Annotated in this window: 14 protein-coding genes; 2 read left to right on the top strand and 12 right to left on the bottom strand. The window is 36.1% G+C overall.

Going from position 1 to position 16,834, the window contains the following annotated elements:
* Positions 1–97 precede the first annotated feature (97 nt).
* The 6 genes from ACFQ13_RS05485 to ACFQ13_RS05510 all read right to left on the bottom strand — a co-directional run bounded on the left by ACFQ13_RS05485 (position 98) and on the right by ACFQ13_RS05510 (position 7,676).
* Complete coding sequence (locus ACFQ13_RS05485) at positions 98–460, bottom strand: DUF4870 domain-containing protein (RefSeq protein WP_386114941.1); 363 nt, start codon at positions 458–460, stop codon at positions 98–100.
* 267 nt (positions 461–727) lie between these two features.
* Positions 728–937: a YgaP family membrane protein gene (locus tag ACFQ13_RS05490; RefSeq protein WP_386115121.1), complete on the bottom strand. Its 210-nt coding sequence runs from the start codon at positions 935–937 to the stop codon at positions 728–730.
* Between the two features lie 120 nt (positions 938–1,057).
* The gene (locus ACFQ13_RS05495) at positions 1,058–1,363 is read right to left on the bottom strand and encodes a hypothetical protein (RefSeq protein ID WP_386114943.1); all 306 of its coding nucleotides are present in this window, start codon (positions 1,361–1,363) and stop codon (positions 1,058–1,060) included.
* A gap of 536 nt (positions 1,364–1,899) precedes the next feature.
* Positions 1,900–5,094, bottom strand: coding sequence for an efflux RND transporter permease subunit (locus tag ACFQ13_RS05500; protein ID WP_386114946.1), 3,195 nt, complete (start codon positions 5,092–5,094; stop codon positions 1,900–1,902).
* A gap of 116 nt (positions 5,095–5,210) precedes the next feature.
* Positions 5,211–6,287, bottom strand: a complete 1,077-nt coding sequence (locus ACFQ13_RS05505) for an efflux RND transporter periplasmic adaptor subunit (RefSeq protein ID WP_386114948.1) — start codon at positions 6,285–6,287, stop codon at positions 5,211–5,213.
* Between the two features lie 78 nt (positions 6,288–6,365).
* Positions 6,366–7,676 carry a TolC family protein gene (locus ACFQ13_RS05510; RefSeq protein WP_386114951.1) on the bottom strand — a complete coding sequence of 437 codons (1,311 nt, stop codon included), beginning with the start codon at positions 7,674–7,676 and terminating at the stop codon, positions 6,366–6,368.
* Between the two features lie 468 nt (positions 7,677–8,144).
* Between ACFQ13_RS05510 and ACFQ13_RS05515 the strand changes: the two genes are divergently transcribed.
* Positions 8,145–9,542 (top strand): nicotinate phosphoribosyltransferase, encoded by a 1,398-nt coding sequence (locus ACFQ13_RS05515; RefSeq protein ID WP_386114954.1) that lies wholly within the window; start codon positions 8,145–8,147, stop codon positions 9,540–9,542.
* A gap of 37 nt (positions 9,543–9,579) precedes the next feature.
* Positions 9,580–10,188, top strand: coding sequence for a bifunctional nicotinamidase/pyrazinamidase (gene pncA, locus ACFQ13_RS05520; RefSeq protein ID WP_386114956.1), 609 nt, complete (start codon positions 9,580–9,582; stop codon positions 10,186–10,188).
* Positions 10,189–10,448: 260 nt separating this feature from the next.
* On the opposite strand, the gene ACFQ13_RS05525 is transcribed toward pncA, so the two are convergent.
* The 6 genes from ACFQ13_RS05525 to trxA all read right to left on the bottom strand — a co-directional run bounded on the left by ACFQ13_RS05525 (position 10,449) and on the right by trxA (position 16,706).
* Positions 10,449–11,906: an NAD(P)/FAD-dependent oxidoreductase gene (locus ACFQ13_RS05525; RefSeq protein ID WP_386114958.1), complete on the bottom strand. Its 1,458-nt coding sequence runs from the start codon at positions 11,904–11,906 to the stop codon at positions 10,449–10,451.
* Between the two features lie 82 nt (positions 11,907–11,988).
* The gene (locus ACFQ13_RS05530; protein ID WP_386114959.1) at positions 11,989–12,288 is read right to left on the bottom strand and encodes a hypothetical protein; all 300 of its coding nucleotides are present in this window, start codon (positions 12,286–12,288) and stop codon (positions 11,989–11,991) included.
* A 15-nt stretch (positions 12,289–12,303) separates the two neighbouring features.
* Positions 12,304–13,380 carry a cytochrome d ubiquinol oxidase subunit II gene (gene cydB, locus ACFQ13_RS05535; RefSeq protein ID WP_386114961.1) on the bottom strand — a complete coding sequence of 359 codons (1,077 nt, stop codon included), beginning with the start codon at positions 13,378–13,380 and terminating at the stop codon, positions 12,304–12,306.
* A gap of 2 nt (positions 13,381–13,382) precedes the next feature.
* Positions 13,383–14,717 (bottom strand): cytochrome ubiquinol oxidase subunit I, encoded by a 1,335-nt coding sequence (locus tag ACFQ13_RS05540; protein WP_114309234.1) that lies wholly within the window; start codon positions 14,715–14,717, stop codon positions 13,383–13,385.
* A 164-nt stretch (positions 14,718–14,881) separates the two neighbouring features.
* The gene (locus ACFQ13_RS05545) at positions 14,882–16,228 is read right to left on the bottom strand and encodes an MBL fold metallo-hydrolase (protein ID WP_386114963.1); all 1,347 of its coding nucleotides are present in this window, start codon (positions 16,226–16,228) and stop codon (positions 14,882–14,884) included.
* A 181-nt stretch (positions 16,229–16,409) separates the two neighbouring features.
* A complete protein-coding gene (gene trxA, locus ACFQ13_RS05550) occupies positions 16,410–16,706 on the bottom strand; it encodes a thioredoxin (protein WP_386114965.1) in 297 nt (98 codons plus the stop codon).
* Positions 16,707–16,834 lie beyond the last annotated feature (128 nt).

Raw genomic sequence — 16,834 nt, forward strand, 5'->3', positions numbered from 1 at the left:
ATGATGAAATGATTTTTCTGTAAGTCAGTAATTTTCTTCTAAACTAAAAAACGCTCACATTTCTGTAAGCGTTTTTACTCCATCTCGTGAAATTAAACTAACTAATAAAATTAAGAGACAATGGATAGCTAGGTAATTCTCCATTACTAGCTTTTATGGCGTTTACAATTGGCATCACAAATGCTAAAATTGCAATTAAAATTAAGGTGACAATCCCTAAACCAAGGGCAAAAATGAGTGGAATACTTATAATTGAATACACCAACATACTCAGTTGAAAATTTAAAATAGATTTTCCATGTGCATCCATCCCATCGACTTGTTCTTTTTGCGTAGCCCAAATAATTAATGGTGCTAAAAGCCCACCAAACCCTGTCACATACGTTAATAATTGCGATAAATGTGTAATTACTAATAGTTGGTTGTCTGTGCGTTTAAGCGTGTGATAATTTGATTCCATGATTACTTATTTTACACCTATAGGACGCTGGAGACTTAGAAATGTTACATTTTTTTTTAAAATTCTATGAAATTGTGGGGAAACACCCCTGAAGTCCCCTCGAGGGGACAATTCTACAACTGGAACTTTGATTAAGTTACAAGCTCTTTTGATTTGAATAAAGTGAGTTTGCATGTTTTTTTTATACCGAAACAGGAAAAGACACCTTTGAAGTCCTTTTGAGAAACAAGTCTTAAAATTCAATTTGAACAAAAGAAATACCATCTTTTAACAAGACGAACAACTTCCCCCCTCTTTCTTTACGCCTAACTTGACTAAAATAGTTTCTAACAAACACCATTTTGTAAAGGCGGATTGAATTAAATTCACACCAATAAATACAGTAAACCACATCCAATTTGGATTCACATATACGGTTAAAACAACGCTTAAAAGCACCATAAAACCAACAATAACTCTAAAATAGGTATTTAACATCTTTTCTTTTTTTATAACTTTCAAGGTTTTGCGAACCTCGTCGGTTTTGATTATTAATTAAAAGCTATACGAATACAGCTCAGATACTGAGCATAATTCAATATTTAAATTTTCTAGATTTTAAATGAATCTTTCAATAGGCACCACAATCGCTTTGATTGGATTGTTAGATTCTAAATTTTCATTAAAAACTTTAATCGCCTCAAACAAACCATCGATGCGTGCTTCATCCGTAAATGAGAAGAACATACTCGATTCATTTCCACCTCTTTCGGAAGGAAACCAACTAGAGGCCATTAATAAAGACGAACTATTTTTATGCCCATCAATTTCAGAACTGCTAAACGTTTCTATATCTGCCTTTTTAAACAATTTTAAAACATCATTTTGATACTGTTCTACTGCTGTGACTATGACTAATTTCATTTGCTCTTTTTTTTATACAACCTATAAGGTTTTACCAATCTTGTAGGTTTAATTTTCAATCTCAATTATCTCTTAACACCACACTTCAAGGTTTTGAAAACCTTGCAGGATATCATATATTAATTCGGTCAGTTCGAGTGATTCCGAATACTTTCGGAATTGTATCGAGAACCTTTAAAACTTCTCGATACTATTTTTTCGTCCCTTAAAAATCACTCGAAGTGACGGAAATGGTAACTTTATCGAGGCGAAATCTTTTCTTATAAAAGTCCTGAATAACACTTCTCGATACTATTTGTTCATGCTTCACAAATCACTCGAAAAGACAGAAACGTAAATTAAATTGAAGCGAGATCTGATCTTATAAAAGTCCTGAACACCCCTTCTCGATACTATTTTTTCGTTCCTCAAAAATCACTCGAAGTGACGGAAATGTTAATTTAATCGAGGCGAGATCTGATCTTCTAAAAATCCTAAACAACACTTCTCGATACTATTTGTTCATGCTTCACAAATCACTCGAAGTGACGGAAACATTATTTATAATTCTTTTTCTCTATCATGTAATACACCAATGGTACCACTAACAGTGTTAACACCGTAGATACAATGGTTCCTCCCATTAATGATATGGCTAAACCTTGGAAAATAGGGTCAAATAAAATTACAAAGGCGCCAATAACCACTGTTCCTGCGGTTAGTAAAATTGGTGTTGTTCGCACTGCTCCGGCTTCAATTGCAGCTTGTTTTAAAGGAACACCTTCAGCTGTTCTTAAGTTGATAAAGTCAATCAGTAGTACTGAGTTTCTTACCATAATTCCGGCTAAAGCAATCATACCAATAAAAGAAGTTGCTGTAAAAAATGCGCCCATCAGCCAATGGCCTAGGATAATTCCGATTAAGGATAATGGAATAGCCACCATCATTACCACTGGGGCTTTAAAGTTTTGAAACCAGCCTACAATTAAAATATAGATTAAGATGATAGCGCCTAAAAAGGCAATCCCTAAATCTCTAAAGACTTCCAATGTAATTTGCCATTCGCCATCCCATTTCACCGTGTAATCATCTTCAAATTCGGGTTGCCCTAAATACATTTCGTTCATTTCAAAACCTTTTGGCAACGGTATGTCTTTCAGTTTTTCTTCCATACCTAAAATAGCATACGCCGGACTTTCCAATTCCCCAGCCATATCGGCCATGACATAAACCACACGTTTCTGGTTTTTATGGTATATACTTTTAGCAGCAATAGTTTGAGAGATATCTACCAAATCAGAAATAGGTACCATGTTACCTTGTTTCGACTTTACTTTTAATTGTGAAATATCAGTAATGGTCGATTTTTCTTTTTCATCTAAAGCTAATACCAAACCAATCTGATTCACCGCATCTTCATCATACAATGTGGTAATCGCTCGATTAGATAAGGCCATATTCATGGTATAGGCTATTTGCTGTGGTGCCACACCATATAACATTGCTTTTTCTTTATTAATATCGAATTGATATTCAATTTGGTCATCTTCAACCATCCAATCAATATCTACTACATCATCAGTGTTTTTCAAAATATCTTGAACGTGATTGGCCACTCTAATTTGCTCATCATAATCTGGTCCATAAACCTCAGCAACAATAGTCGATAATACTGGTGGTCCTGGTGGCACTTCTACCAACTTCACATTAGCGTTATATTTTGCTGCAATTTTCTGAATATCTGGACGTAGTAATTTTGCAATATCATGACTCTGCGCTGAACGGTCTTCTTTAGACAATAAATTCACCTGAATATCGGCCATATTAGAACCACCACGTAAATCGTAATGACGTACCAATCCATTAAATGTAATCGGTGCTGACGTCCCAACATAATTCTGATAATTGACCACTTCTGGTCGGTTAGATAAGTATTGCGAAATCTCTTGCGCCACAACTCCTGTACGTTCTAAGGTGGTCCCTTCGGGCATATCAATTACCACTTGAAATTCATTCTTGTTATCAAAAGGCAACATTTTTACGGCTACCGAATTGGTAAAAAACAAAGCCATAGTACCTAATAAGACCGCAAAAGTGCCTAGTAAGAACAACCAACGTTTGCCTTTACTTTCTAAAAGTGGTCTTTCAAACTTGTTGTAAATTTTATAAATACGGGTGTCTTCTACCGCTTTTTCAGGCTTTTCTTCTGCACCTTTTTTATCTTTTTCTCTTAAGAAAATATAACCTAAATACGGTGTAATGGTCAAGGCGACAAACAAGGATAAAATCATTGCAATAGATGCTCCAATTGGCATTGGTGCCATATAAGGTCCCATTAATCCCGATACAAAAGCCATTGGCAATACCGAAGCAATTACTGTAAAGGTGGCCAAAATGGTAGGGTTCCCTACTTCATTAATGGCATATAAAGCCGCTTGCTTAAATGGTAAGCGTTTCATCTTAAAATGCCTGTGCATATTTTCGGCAATAATAATGGAATCATCAACCACGATACCTGTTACAAATACTAAGGCAAAAAGGGTGATTCGGTTAAGCGTATAATCCATCATATAGTAACTCAACAAGGTTAAGGCAAATGTAATTGGCACGGATAAAAACACCACCAATCCACCTCGCCAGCCCATGGCCAACATCACTACAATGGTTACAGCAAAGATAGAACCGATAAGGTGCAACAGTAATTCAGATACCTTATGTGAAGCGGTTTCGCCATAGTTTCTTGTGATTTCTACATGAACATCATCAGGAATTAAATTGGTGCGTAAATGTTCTACTTTATCGATAATAACCTCAGCGATTTTCATGGCATCAGCACCTTTTCGTTTAGCTACTGAAATGGTCACAGCAGGATATTCCGATTTATAGTCAGCAGACTGCTCTGCGCCTTTTCCAAAACCTAAGCTTACATAATTTTGAGGGACTTCTGGCCCATCAATAATCTTCGCCACTTGTTTTAAGTAAATCGGCTGATTTTCCTGAACACCAACTACTAAATTTTCGACATCAGTTACTGAGGCTAAGAATTTACCTGTATTGACTAAAAATTCTGTATCACTTTTATCAAAACTTCCGGCACTCAATTGACTGTTGTTGACTTTAATCATTTCAGACACCGACAAGAAATCTAATCCGCTCGCGGCTAATTTATCCTTATCTAAAACCACACGTAACTGACGGTCTCTTCCACCAATTTTATGCGTAATGGCCACATCATTTACCTTCTTAATTTCAGCCTCTAACTCCTGCGCCATTTGGTTGAGTTGGTAATCGTCATAATTCTCACTCCATAGCGTTAAACCCAACATAGGCACATCATCAATAGCACATGTTTTTACCAACGGAAACGTTACACCAGCTGGCATTTGGTCCATGTGTTTATTGATTTCGTTATACATTTTTACAAACGAACGCTCAATATCTTCACCCACATAAAACTGAACAATCACCATCCCTTGCTCTTTCATCGATGTTGAATACACATATTCCACACCTTTAATATTCGAGATTAATTGCTCTAAAGGTTTGATAACACGCGATTCTACTTCCGTTGGACTTGCGCCTGGATAACCCACAAAAATATCGGCCATTGGCACGTCGATTTGTGGCTCTTCCTCACGTGGAATTAAAAACGAACTATATACACCAACCACCATAAACACAATCATTAAAAGCACGGTGAGCTTCGATTGCATAAAGACTTTGGCTATTTTACCTGCGATTCCTTCTTTCATAATTGGCCCCTTTTAATTTCCCCAAAGGGGAAAAACTGTTACGGGTTATTTTTTAGTTATACTTGTTTGTTTTTATCGTCGAAGCTAAATTGAAAACTGCGACTGTCTACTAATACCTACTGCACACTTATTTTCGCTCCATTGTAAAGTTTTCCTTCAGCAGAAACGATATAGGCTTCATCTGCATTTAATCCCGATAATACTTCTACTTGGTCACCAAAAGTTCGTCCTAAACGCAACCATCGTAACAATGCTGTTTGACTTTGACTTACGGTATACACCCCAGACAATTGACCATTGGTTACAATAGCATCGGTTGGAATTAACACCATCGACGTCTCTGCTTTTCCTTCTACCGGAAATTGTACGGTTGTAAACATGCCTGATAAAATATTGGCTTCTGTTTTATCTAAATCTATCTTTACTAAATATTGTCCACCGGTGTTTTTAGCCGATGTACTGACTTCTGTCACTGTTCCTTTAATGGTTTGGCTGATAGATTTTACCAATATGTCTACAGTAGTTCCATTTTTTATCTGAGAAATTTCAGATTCTGGCACCATAGCCATCACTTCAAAATGGCCTGGTGTTTCCATACTGATTAATGGTGCGCCTGGATTTGCCATATTTCCCGCTTCTACATTTTTACTGGTAATGGTCCCGCTAAAAGGTGCTGTAATATTACTGTAAGTAAATTGGGCGTTAATTTCATTCTTCATTTGTTTGGCTGATTCTAAACGGGCTTTTGCCATATTGAAATTAGCCGTCATATCATCCATTTCTTTTTGTGACGCACTGTTTTCTGCAAACAAGTTTTTAAAGCGATTATAATCTTTTTCTGCATTATTAAATGCCGCTGTTGCTTCTGAAATACCAGCATTCACTTGTGCTCGTTTGGCTTGTAAATCGGCATTATTAATAGAGACTAACAATTGGCCTTTACGAACTTTATCGCCTACATTAACGTGCACTTTATTGACGTAACCCATCATTCGTGTGCTTAAATCGGCACTGTTTGCGGCTTGAATTTTTCCACTAACCGCTAAAAATGGACTGTTGCTATTCGTTTCAACCTCACTTGTTTTTACAACGATGGCTGGCGAATTGTCTTCAACTGCTTTTTGGTCTTCGCTTCCACAGCTCGCAAGTAACAAGACCAATGATAAGGTTAGAATTGTATATGATTTTTTCATTTTATGATTTGTTTATTTATTAGGTCTCGACTGCGCTCGACCAGACATAGGTTTGTCACCTCGAGCGCAGTCGAGAGGTTATTCTTTGGTTAAAAATTCTAAATAAGCTTGCGCGTAATTGTATTCAAATATGGTTTGGTAATATTCCAATTGTTTCTGTGCGTATTGGGTTTCAGCGATTAATAAATCGGAAGTTTTTTCTAAGCCTTCTTTAAATCTATTGGTTCTAATTCTTAGCGCTTCTTCAGATTGCTCTAGAGCCAAAGTGGTTAAATTCAATTTATTTTCTGCATCTGAAAAGGCACGTTTGGCCTTATTCAGTTCTAACTGACTTTGAGATACGTATTGCTTGTATTCTAGTTTTGATTTTTCGAATTCCGATTTACTTTTTTGCGCTTTCCCAAAACGTTTAGACCCTTGGAAAATATCCCAACTCAACTGCGCTCCAAACAGATAACCATTAGCATCAGCCTGAAATATTTGATCATCATATAACTCGTAACTTCCAAAGGCATTTAATCGTGGTAAGAAAGCCATCTTATCCGCTTTATTCATAGACTCATAAGCTTCTGAAGCTAGTGCCATCGCTTTAATATCAGAACGATTTTCTGAAATGCTTCGGTCTTTCATTTCTACAGTTGCCACTTCTAATTCATCCGTTGGCCTATACATCACGTAAGCTTCATCATTCATTAAAAATGACAAATAATTAGAGGCATTTTGCACATTACTTTTTGCGGATTGTAATTGATTTTGAACTTCAGTAACGCGTACTTCAACATTCAATACATCGGCACGTTGTAAATACCCTTGCTTAAAACTATTATCCGCTAATTTTTTATTAGCATGAGCCGCTTCTAATGCTTTTTCTAAAACCTCAACCGCTTTGTAAGCCAATTGCAATTGCATGTACGCTTTATCCACTTCAAAAGCCAAATAGTCTTGGGTACGTTCCGTTTTTAAAGACATGGCTTCCATTTTAGATTTGGCCGCCTTACGCTGATACATTCCATCCATGTTGATTAAGGGTTGTTGGATTTCGAATTTAGTCGCGTAATTTTCAATCTGAGACGGGTCGTTTAGCAAAGCCGGACTAAAATCGTTTTGTGTCAATATTTCTTGATTCAACTTAGAACCAAATGCCATTAAAGGATTGGTCGTGGCTATGGCCGTATGACTCGCTGTAATATTGGGTAAAAACACCGCATTAGTTTGTTTAAAATCGGCTTTCGCTTGATTAAAGTCTTCTTCAGAAATTTTAATACTTGTATTATGTTCTGAAACTCTAGATAAAACGTCCTGTTTAGAAATAGCAACTTGCTCTTGTGCCTGTAAACTAAGTTTACTAAACAAGGTTAAACAAAGCATTATTATGGTTATTCTTTTCATATTTAATGTATTTCCTACACAAAAATAGAGCGAACAAAAAGGTTTCTTAGTAACCAATGTTACCGAACAAAAAAAGCATTCACTAAAAAATGAATGCTTTTCACTAACCAACCTAAAACTGACCATCACATCAGTTTATATTTTAAACCTTTTAATTCTAAAAACCAGACTGTATGACCATTACAAATAATCAACTAAAAGAAAATGAAGTTGTATTTAGGCGCATACCAAAGGATTTTACATCATAAATATAACCTACACTCCTCTATAACTTTGTAACTATTGTTACCTAACAAGGTGCATATCGATTTTAAAATTTCAGGTGTATAAAAAGCCGAAGTTTCCTAATCAGCACTACGCTAAGTGGCAAAATATGTTTAAATTTATTCTCTAATTTTTTTAAACCCTCTTAACACGATTCCTACTGCATATACTAGGAATCTTGTCAACACTATAATTCAAACTTTAATGAATATTACAGCTGCATATACAGACCTTTATCAACTCACCATGGCACAAGTGTATTTTGAAACCAAACCAAAAGGACGTGCCGTTTTTGATTATTATTTTAGACATAATCCTTTTAAAGGTGGGTATTCCATATTTGCAGGCTTGGAAGACGTTTTAGAACACCTTGAAACCTTAAAATTTTCATCGTCGGATATGACCTATTTAAAATCGAAAGGTTTTAAAAGTGATTTTTTAGACTACTTAGAGAATTTCAGCTTTAATGGTCATATTTATTCGTGTAAGGAAGGCGATATTGTATTTCCTAATCGGCCGATATTACAGGTTGAAGCCAATATTATTGAAGCTCAAATTATAGAGACTTTTTTATTAAACATTCTTAATTTTCAAACTCTAATTGCCACCAAAGCCAGCCGCATACGCTACAGTGCTAAAGATGCTGTTTTATTGGATATGGGCTTACGTCGTGCCCATGCTACGGGAGGTTACTACGCTTCTAGAGCTGCAGCCATCGGCGGTTTTGATAGTACCAGTAATGTAAAAGCTGCTGAGGATTACGACATTCCTTCTACAGGAACCATGGCTCATTCTTTTATTCAAAGTTATGAGGACGAATTACTAGCCTTTAGAGACTTTGCCAAAATACGACCAGAAAATTGTGTGCTTTTAATTGACACCTATAACACTCTAAAAAGTGGGCTTCCCAATGCGATTACGGTGGCGAAAGAAATGGAAGAACGTGGTGATAAATTACTAGGCGTCCGTTTAGATAGTGGCGATTTAGCGTATTTATCGAAAAAAACAAGACAACTATTAGACGATGCTAATTTGGGCTATGTAAAAATCGTGGTGTCTAATCAACTCGATGAATATGTTATAAAAAGTTTAAATGAACAAGGTGCACCTATTGACATTTACGGTGTGGGTACCAATTTAGTGACCGGAAAGCCCGATGCCGCACTTGCAGGCGTCTATAAACTTGCGGCTTTTAATGAGACACCAAGAATTAAACTTTCTGAAAATATTATTAAAACATCATTGCCATTTAAAAAGCAGGTCTACCGTATGATTGATGATCATGGTATGTTTTATGGTGCTGATGCTATTGCCATTCATTCCGAAGAGAAAGTGACTCAAATGGAACATCCGTTTGACATTACAAAACGTTTAGACTTAACGGCCTTTAAACACGAAGCCTTACTTCAACCCGTGATGAAGGATGGTAAAAGAACCATTCCGGTGAGAACAGTGGCTGAAATTTCTGAATTTTCTCAATCGCGATTACAACAACTTCCTAACGAATACAAACGTTTTCAAAATCCGCATATCTATAAAATAGGCCTTAGCTCCAAGTTGAAAGAAGAACGTGATGCGTTAATTACACAACACCGATTTTAGTCTGAAATTATAATCCTATAAAATTAAATGATTAGTTATGAAAACGCTCTTAATTATTGATGTGCAGAACGATTTTATGCCAGACGGCTCACTTCCTGTGGCTGAAGGGGATCGCATTGTTCCGGTCATTAATAACATTCAAGATCAATTTGATTTAGTTCTCGCTACACAAGATTGGCATCCTAAAGACCATATTAGTTTTGCAAGTAACCATGACGGAAAATCTAACTTTGATGTCATTGAATTGCATGGAAATCCACAAACTTTATGGCCAGACCATTGCGTACAAGGAACGGAAGGTGCAGATTTTCATCCCGATTTAAACACGGCACAATTTGAAGCCATCTTCAGAAAAGGTACTGATAGCGCTATTGATAGTTACAGTGCCTTTTATGACAACAGCCATTTAAAATCTACCGGATTAACCGGTTACCTTAAAGAAAAAGGTGTTACAGAACTGTATCTTTGTGGTTTAGCCGCCGATATTTGTGTTTATTTTTCAATCCTAGATGCCTTTAACGAAGGGTTTGACTGCACTTTTATTGAAGATGCTTCTAAAGCTTTAGATGATGTTCATTTAGATAATCTAAAAGAAGAAATGCTGGCTAAAGGTATTAAAGTTTTGAACTCTGAATCGCTATTTTAATTAACGCGATAGACAATGCACAAAAAAGCATTCACTATAAAATGAATGCTTTTTTAAAATCAACCAAAATAAACTGATAACCAAATCAGTTAACTTTTCTTGTGCCTCCGTGTCCACCAGCAACAACAACCATTATTTTAATACTTAAATAAATGAATTTGAAAAACTGAATCACGGGATTCATCATTTTGAATCGTTGATATTTTGATATTCTTTGCGTCATGATTTATAAATTATTGTTAGAACAATGTTTTTAATATTTACTCTGGTATTAGCCACCAAAAGGGTTTCATTTTAGCTTTATAAATAAAGGCATAGTGCAACGCCAGTTTTAACCAATGGCCTGCTAAGCCAATTTCACCAAAGGTTTTCCCTAATTGTCGCCCTTGTGTTTCAGGATATTTTTCATAATCGGGAACAATAGGAAAGGTCGTAATACTAACTCCAGATCCTTTTGTTAATCCAAATCCTGCGGAAGCGATACAAGCCGCTCCCATATTTCCCATAGAGCCTTTATGATGTAAACTTTCTTTACCACCTTTAATGGAATCTATAATATTGTCGGCTACTAATTTTGCCGTAATCCCAGAGGGCATTCCCGTTCTTGGTGGTGCTGGTGTAATGTCAGTTCCATTTTTACTTTTTCTTGGTTTTGAAATGGAATGCGGTGGTGCAAACGCAATCCCTGGTGCAAAAATGTTTTTATAACTGGGGTTTTTATAGGTTTCTGGCCAATCTCTAACCGACCATTCTTCATAAGGTTTTGGTGTATAATCGGCATCGACAATCATAAAACCTTTAAATAATTTTTCTGTGATGTCGTTTTCATTTTTATCATAAGCCTTAAATCCATGACCCGAAAACGACGGGATTAACATGGCAAAATCATAAGTTTCGGATTTGTGCTCACCTTCAAGGTTTTCATAATGCGCTACACCATCTTCGACTTTATTTACACCTGCGCCTAAAATCCATTTAATGCCTCGATCTTCAAAAATCATTTCTATCATTTCGTGCGACTTCATCGTTAGGCTTCCATAACTCATTAGCATCCCATCCATTCCGAAATCACCTAATTGATATTCATTAGAAATCCAAGTCACTTCAGCCATATCTCTGACCTTATGCTTACGTAATTCTTGTTCTACATTCAAGATATATTCAAAAGCAGCCCCTTGACAAGTAGATTTAGCGTGACCAGTACCAATTAAAATTTTAGCCTTCTTACCCGCTTTCATTTGTTGGATGACTTTATTTAAACCTTCCCAAGCATGGTTGGCATGAGAATAGGTACACACGGAATAGGCTTTGTTTTTACCTGGTATTAAGCCTTCGGTCGCTTCAAAATTGAGCTTTGGTCCCGTTGCGTTTATAAGATAATCGTAGGTGATTTTTTCTTGTTGGCCTTTTTGGTTTCCTACTACATATTCGGATAACACATAAGGACTTTGTTCGGTTTTGTCACCTTCAGGATGGAACGAAATTGCTTTAGCTTGTTTAAACTGAATTCCTTTCTTTTTATATAAGGGTGCTAATGGAAAATAAATTTTTTCGGATTTCATTTTACCAATCCCCACCCAAATATTAGATGGTACCCATTGGTAATTACTATTGGGTGACACGACGACGACCTCGTGTTGTTTTGATAATTTTCTACGTAAATGCGTCGCTGCGACGTGACCAGAAATTCCTGCTCCTAAAATGACAATTTTAGACATGACCTTAAGTTTTTAATAAAGGTACTTCGCTTCTAAAGAGTACCCCGTAACTTAGGTTACACAAGGAATTTCAATCTTATCGTTACGATTTATTTATACGTAAATACAGTTTTTTAGCCAAAATCATAAGGAGGATACCGCCTAAAGCAGATACCACAAAATTGACTATTAAACGTGCGGTATTAAAATGACCATGATCCATAATGGACCAAGGATCGAACCCTAAGCGACCAAAGGTTTTAATAAATAAAATACTCCCAAATACGCCAATTAAAGTGTTCCCCGTAAAGCCAAATGAATATTTCTTTTTAAAATAAGCAAATACATTGGCTGCAATGAGCCCAATAAAAATACTAATTAAAGAAATTAAAGTACCGGTCATAACAGAGACGTTTCATTAATGTTCGCCGTAACCAACATCATCCATTTTTCCTTTAAAAACACGATATTGGATGGTAAAATAAATAATCACCAAAATAACAGCAATAACAAACCAATACACCCCAACCGATAAACCATACTCATGTGCCGCCACATTATATAAGGTTAAATCTGGATTTATAGCGTTAGTTGAAGGCAAGACCTTCGGAAAAATAGAGGCTACTGTAGAGGCTAATCCGCCGAAAAGAAATAAAGACGAAAACAAAAAGCCCATACCATGCTTCTGAAATGATTTTACTTTAAATAAGCCAAACAAACCTGAAAAGGCAATAAGAGGAAAAATCCACAACCAAGGATGGGTTATAAAATTATGAAATGGCTTTGGTTCTATAATATGCCATATAAAAAGTGAAACGACCACTAAAATGAGTAGAACGCTATTCAAATTAAAAACAACTTTCTTTAGTTTCTCATTTAAATCGGAATTGGTTTTAAAGATTATCCAATTGGCCCCATGAATGGTTAAGGCAACCACACCGATAACGCCTAAAAGCAAGGTAAACCAATCTATGATCCCTAAATGTTCTGCATGAGGACTAAAGCTAGAATTCCAAAGTGGCAGAAAGAAATAATGAGGCTCGTGTGTAGACACACCATCAGTCACCATACCCAAATTAACACCTCTTACGACATTCCCTAAGGCAATACCGAAGAATAACGCCAATAACAAACTAGAAATACCAAAGGCTTTATCCCAAATAGATTCCCACATTTTATTATGAACTTGTCCTCGAAGTTCTAAGCCGATAGCTCTAAAAATTAATAACCATAAAATCATCATTAAAGGCAAATAGAAGCCACTAAATGAAGAAGCATATAAGGTTGGAAACGCAAAAAACAAGACTCCTCCAGAGGCAATAAGCCATACTTCATTGGCATCCCAAAAAGGCCCAATAGCATTAGTAATGGCTTTTTTATCTTTTTCTTTTTTAGCAAAAAATAAATGAATAATTCCTGCTCCAAAATCATAACCATCTAAAATGACATAAATGGTTAACATGGTCATTAATACAATATACCAGAATAGTTCCATAGTTAGTGTTGTTGCGCGGTTTCAGGACCTTTGTTAATGATTTTTCCTGCTAACATTAAAAATAAAAGTCCAAGTAAAATATATAGGCCTATAAATCCTAATAAGGTAAATAAGGTGTTTCCTGAAGACACGGTTGGCGAAATACCTTCAGAGGTTTTTAATAAATTATACACCAACCATGGTTGTCGCCCTAACTCGGCGGTATACCAGCCTGTTGTATTGGCGATATACGGAAAGGGTAACATAAACATTAGCGTCCATAAAATCCAAGTTGTTTGGTATAATTTTTTGCGATATAACTGTACCGCAGCCAATAACATTAAACCTATAAAAATAGTCCCAAGACCCACCATAATATGGTAGGCGTAATACAAGCCAGGGATATTTGTGGGGTATAAACTCTCATCAAATTCATTAAGCCCTTTAATTTCGGCATCCCAACTTTGATAGGTTAAAAAGCTTAGAATATTAGGCACGGCTATTTTATTGTCTAATTTTTTATTGACCACATCGGGTTGCCCGATAAGTACAATTTCAGAACCGCCTTTTTCAGTTTCAAAAATGCCTTCCATAGCCGCAAAAGTAACAGGCTGATGTTTTACGACATTTTTAGCCACTAAATCTCCCGTAGGAAACGCGACTAAAACACTAGACACCAAGCCAAAAATAACTCCTGTTTTCACAAAAAGTTTTCCAAACTCACTATGCTTATTATTCAACAAATAGAAAGCACCAACACCAGCCACCACAAAGGAAGAGGTAATTACAGATCCCATTTGATTGTGTAAAAAGGACGGTAGAAGCCAAGGATTAGAAAATAACGCGCCAAAATTAGTCAGCACATACCTTCCGTTTTCTAATATTTCATAGCCTACAGGATATTGCATCCAAGAATGGGTTGCGATAATGAGATAACCACTTGCCCACGAGCCTAAAAACACTAAAAAACCGGTTAGAAAATGTAATTTATGCCCTAGGAGTTTTTCACCAAAAAGAAAAAGTCCTAAAAAGGACGATTCTAAAAAGAAGGAAAACATCCCTTCCATGGCTAATGTTTGCCCAATGATCCCACCTGTGAGTTCTGAAAACTTAGCCCAATTGGTACCAAATTGAAACTCCATAGGAATTCCCGTGACAACCCCCATAGCAAAATTAAGTGCAAAAATCTTCATCCAGAATTTTGCAGCGTCATTGTATTTATCAAGTTTTGATCTGAGAAATTTCCACTTAAAATAGACGATCATTAAAGACAATCCCATGGTTAATTGTGGAAAGATGTAGTGAAATGTAATCGTGAATGCAAACTGCATACGATCATAAAAAAGCATGTCTTCCATATACGATGTTTTGGAGATAACAAAGTTACGGTTTTTACATGCGTTGCAGTGTTACATTAGTTACAATTTACAGCTATATGGTGTTAAAAAATCAAATTTTAACACTAACCATTTTAGCGGAGCTTTAAAGGCTAAATTCAAAGTTTCAAGTCCCACAGTAAGGCTTAAGATTGAAATTCCTTAACCGCTTCACTCAAGTCATAAACTGCAACTTGGTCGGTGTATTTAGAAATAAGACTACTTGCTGCTGCACTTCTATACCCGCCGGCACAATGCACAACAATAGGCTTATCTTTTGGAATGTCTGCTTTAGCCTCTCTTAACTGATGTAATGGAATTGCTAAGGCCGATTCAAATATTTTCCCTTCCTTCACTTCGCTCTCGTTTCTCACATCAATTATGGTGTAATCCTCTTTATGTGCTTTAAATTCAGAAATCTCTAAATCCTTGGATGTTTCAAAGCCACGATCACCTAAAGTGATCACTCCTGCGAGTTGTTTTTCATATCCAATTTTCGCTATGCGGTGTAGAATTTCAGATCTGCATTCCGCAGAGGCAATAACTACGTAGAAAGTTTCCTTAGGTTTAACCACAGCACCTAACCAGGTTTCAAATTTATCATTCTCGGAGTTGGCCTTTATATTAATACTCTTAGGCAAATGGTTCTTTTTAAATTCTGAATGAGGTCTTGTGTCAATAATTAAATGAGCATCATTTGGAGCTGTAGAAATCTTAAAGTGAAAAGGTGGTTTCGCTATTCCTTCCTCTAGTGCACTAGCTCCTTCTTTATTAATATCTACATTATAACTAAAGTAAGACGGAATAAAAGGCTGATCTTCTAAAATAGAAGCAACAAATTCATCTTCCGTTAAATTTTTAAAAGCCCAATTTTCTTCACGTTCCTTAGCCAAGGTACTCGAACCTTCTTTACTCATGTTCTTTCCACAAAGCGAGCCGGCTCCATGAGCAGGATAGACTAAAGTACGATCGGGCAAATGATTAAATTTATGTTGCACGGTATGATACATACTCTTGGCGAGTTCCTTACGTTTTGCCTTCGTATTCCCTGATTTTTCTCTTAAATCTGGACGCCCCACATCTCCAATAAAAAGCGTATCTCCTGAAAACATAGCATGCTCATCGTTTTCATCTATAGCAATAATACTAATACTATCGGGCGAATGTCCTGGGGTATTTAAGGCTTTAAAGGTTATTGTGCCTAGCTTAATCTCATCGCCTTCATTAAAAGTTTTATGTGGGTATTCCGCGCCCAATAATTTACTTACATAAATATCGGCTCCGGTTTCCTTTTGCAACTGTAAATGCCCGCTTATAAAATCGGCATGCGGATGTGTTTCGAATATAATTTTTATCTGAGCTTTATGTTTTTCTGCAAATTCATAATACGGTTTTAAATCTCTAGAAGGATCGACTAACGCTATTTCATTACCACTGCGTATGGCGTAAGAAAAGTGTGCTAAAGGCTTATCTTCAAATTGTTCAATATGCATTATAATTAAGAAATTTTAAAAATGGATTTGACATGGGTTATTAGACCGTTATACGGAACTCTAGTATAACTAAAAAAAGGCAGTGTCATTAATCGATTTACAATCGATGTTATCCCGAATGCATAGGAACATCCTAAGGCGCCCCATGATTTATCGATAGTTAACACGCCTCTTTTTACTATTAATTAGCGGTCTTAATTACATTGATAATTGCATCTTTCTGTAAGACTCCAGATTCTCGCCACACCTGTTTTCCATTTTTAAACAACAGCATTGTAGGAACGCCTCTTACCTGATATTTTGAGGCTAAAGCTTGATTTTTGTCGACATCAATTTTTATAATTCTGACGTCCTCCCCCATCGTTTCTTTAACGTCCTTTAAAATGGGTGCCAACATTTTACAGGGTCCACACCAATCTGCAAAAAAATCGACTAAAACGGGTTGATCTTGATTTATTAATTCTGAAAATTTACTCATACCTAACTTTTTATTTTTATCCATAAAAATTACTCTACCGACGCGCGGTGCAATTCTTATAGGTTTTATGTTTATATAATTTTTGACTTTGTTTTAAAGTTACAAAGATTATTTCAAAACTAAAGTGA

Source organism: Winogradskyella rapida (assembly GCF_042675845.1).
GTDB classification, from domain to species: Bacteria; Bacteroidota; Bacteroidia; order Flavobacteriales; family Flavobacteriaceae; genus Winogradskyella; species Winogradskyella rapida.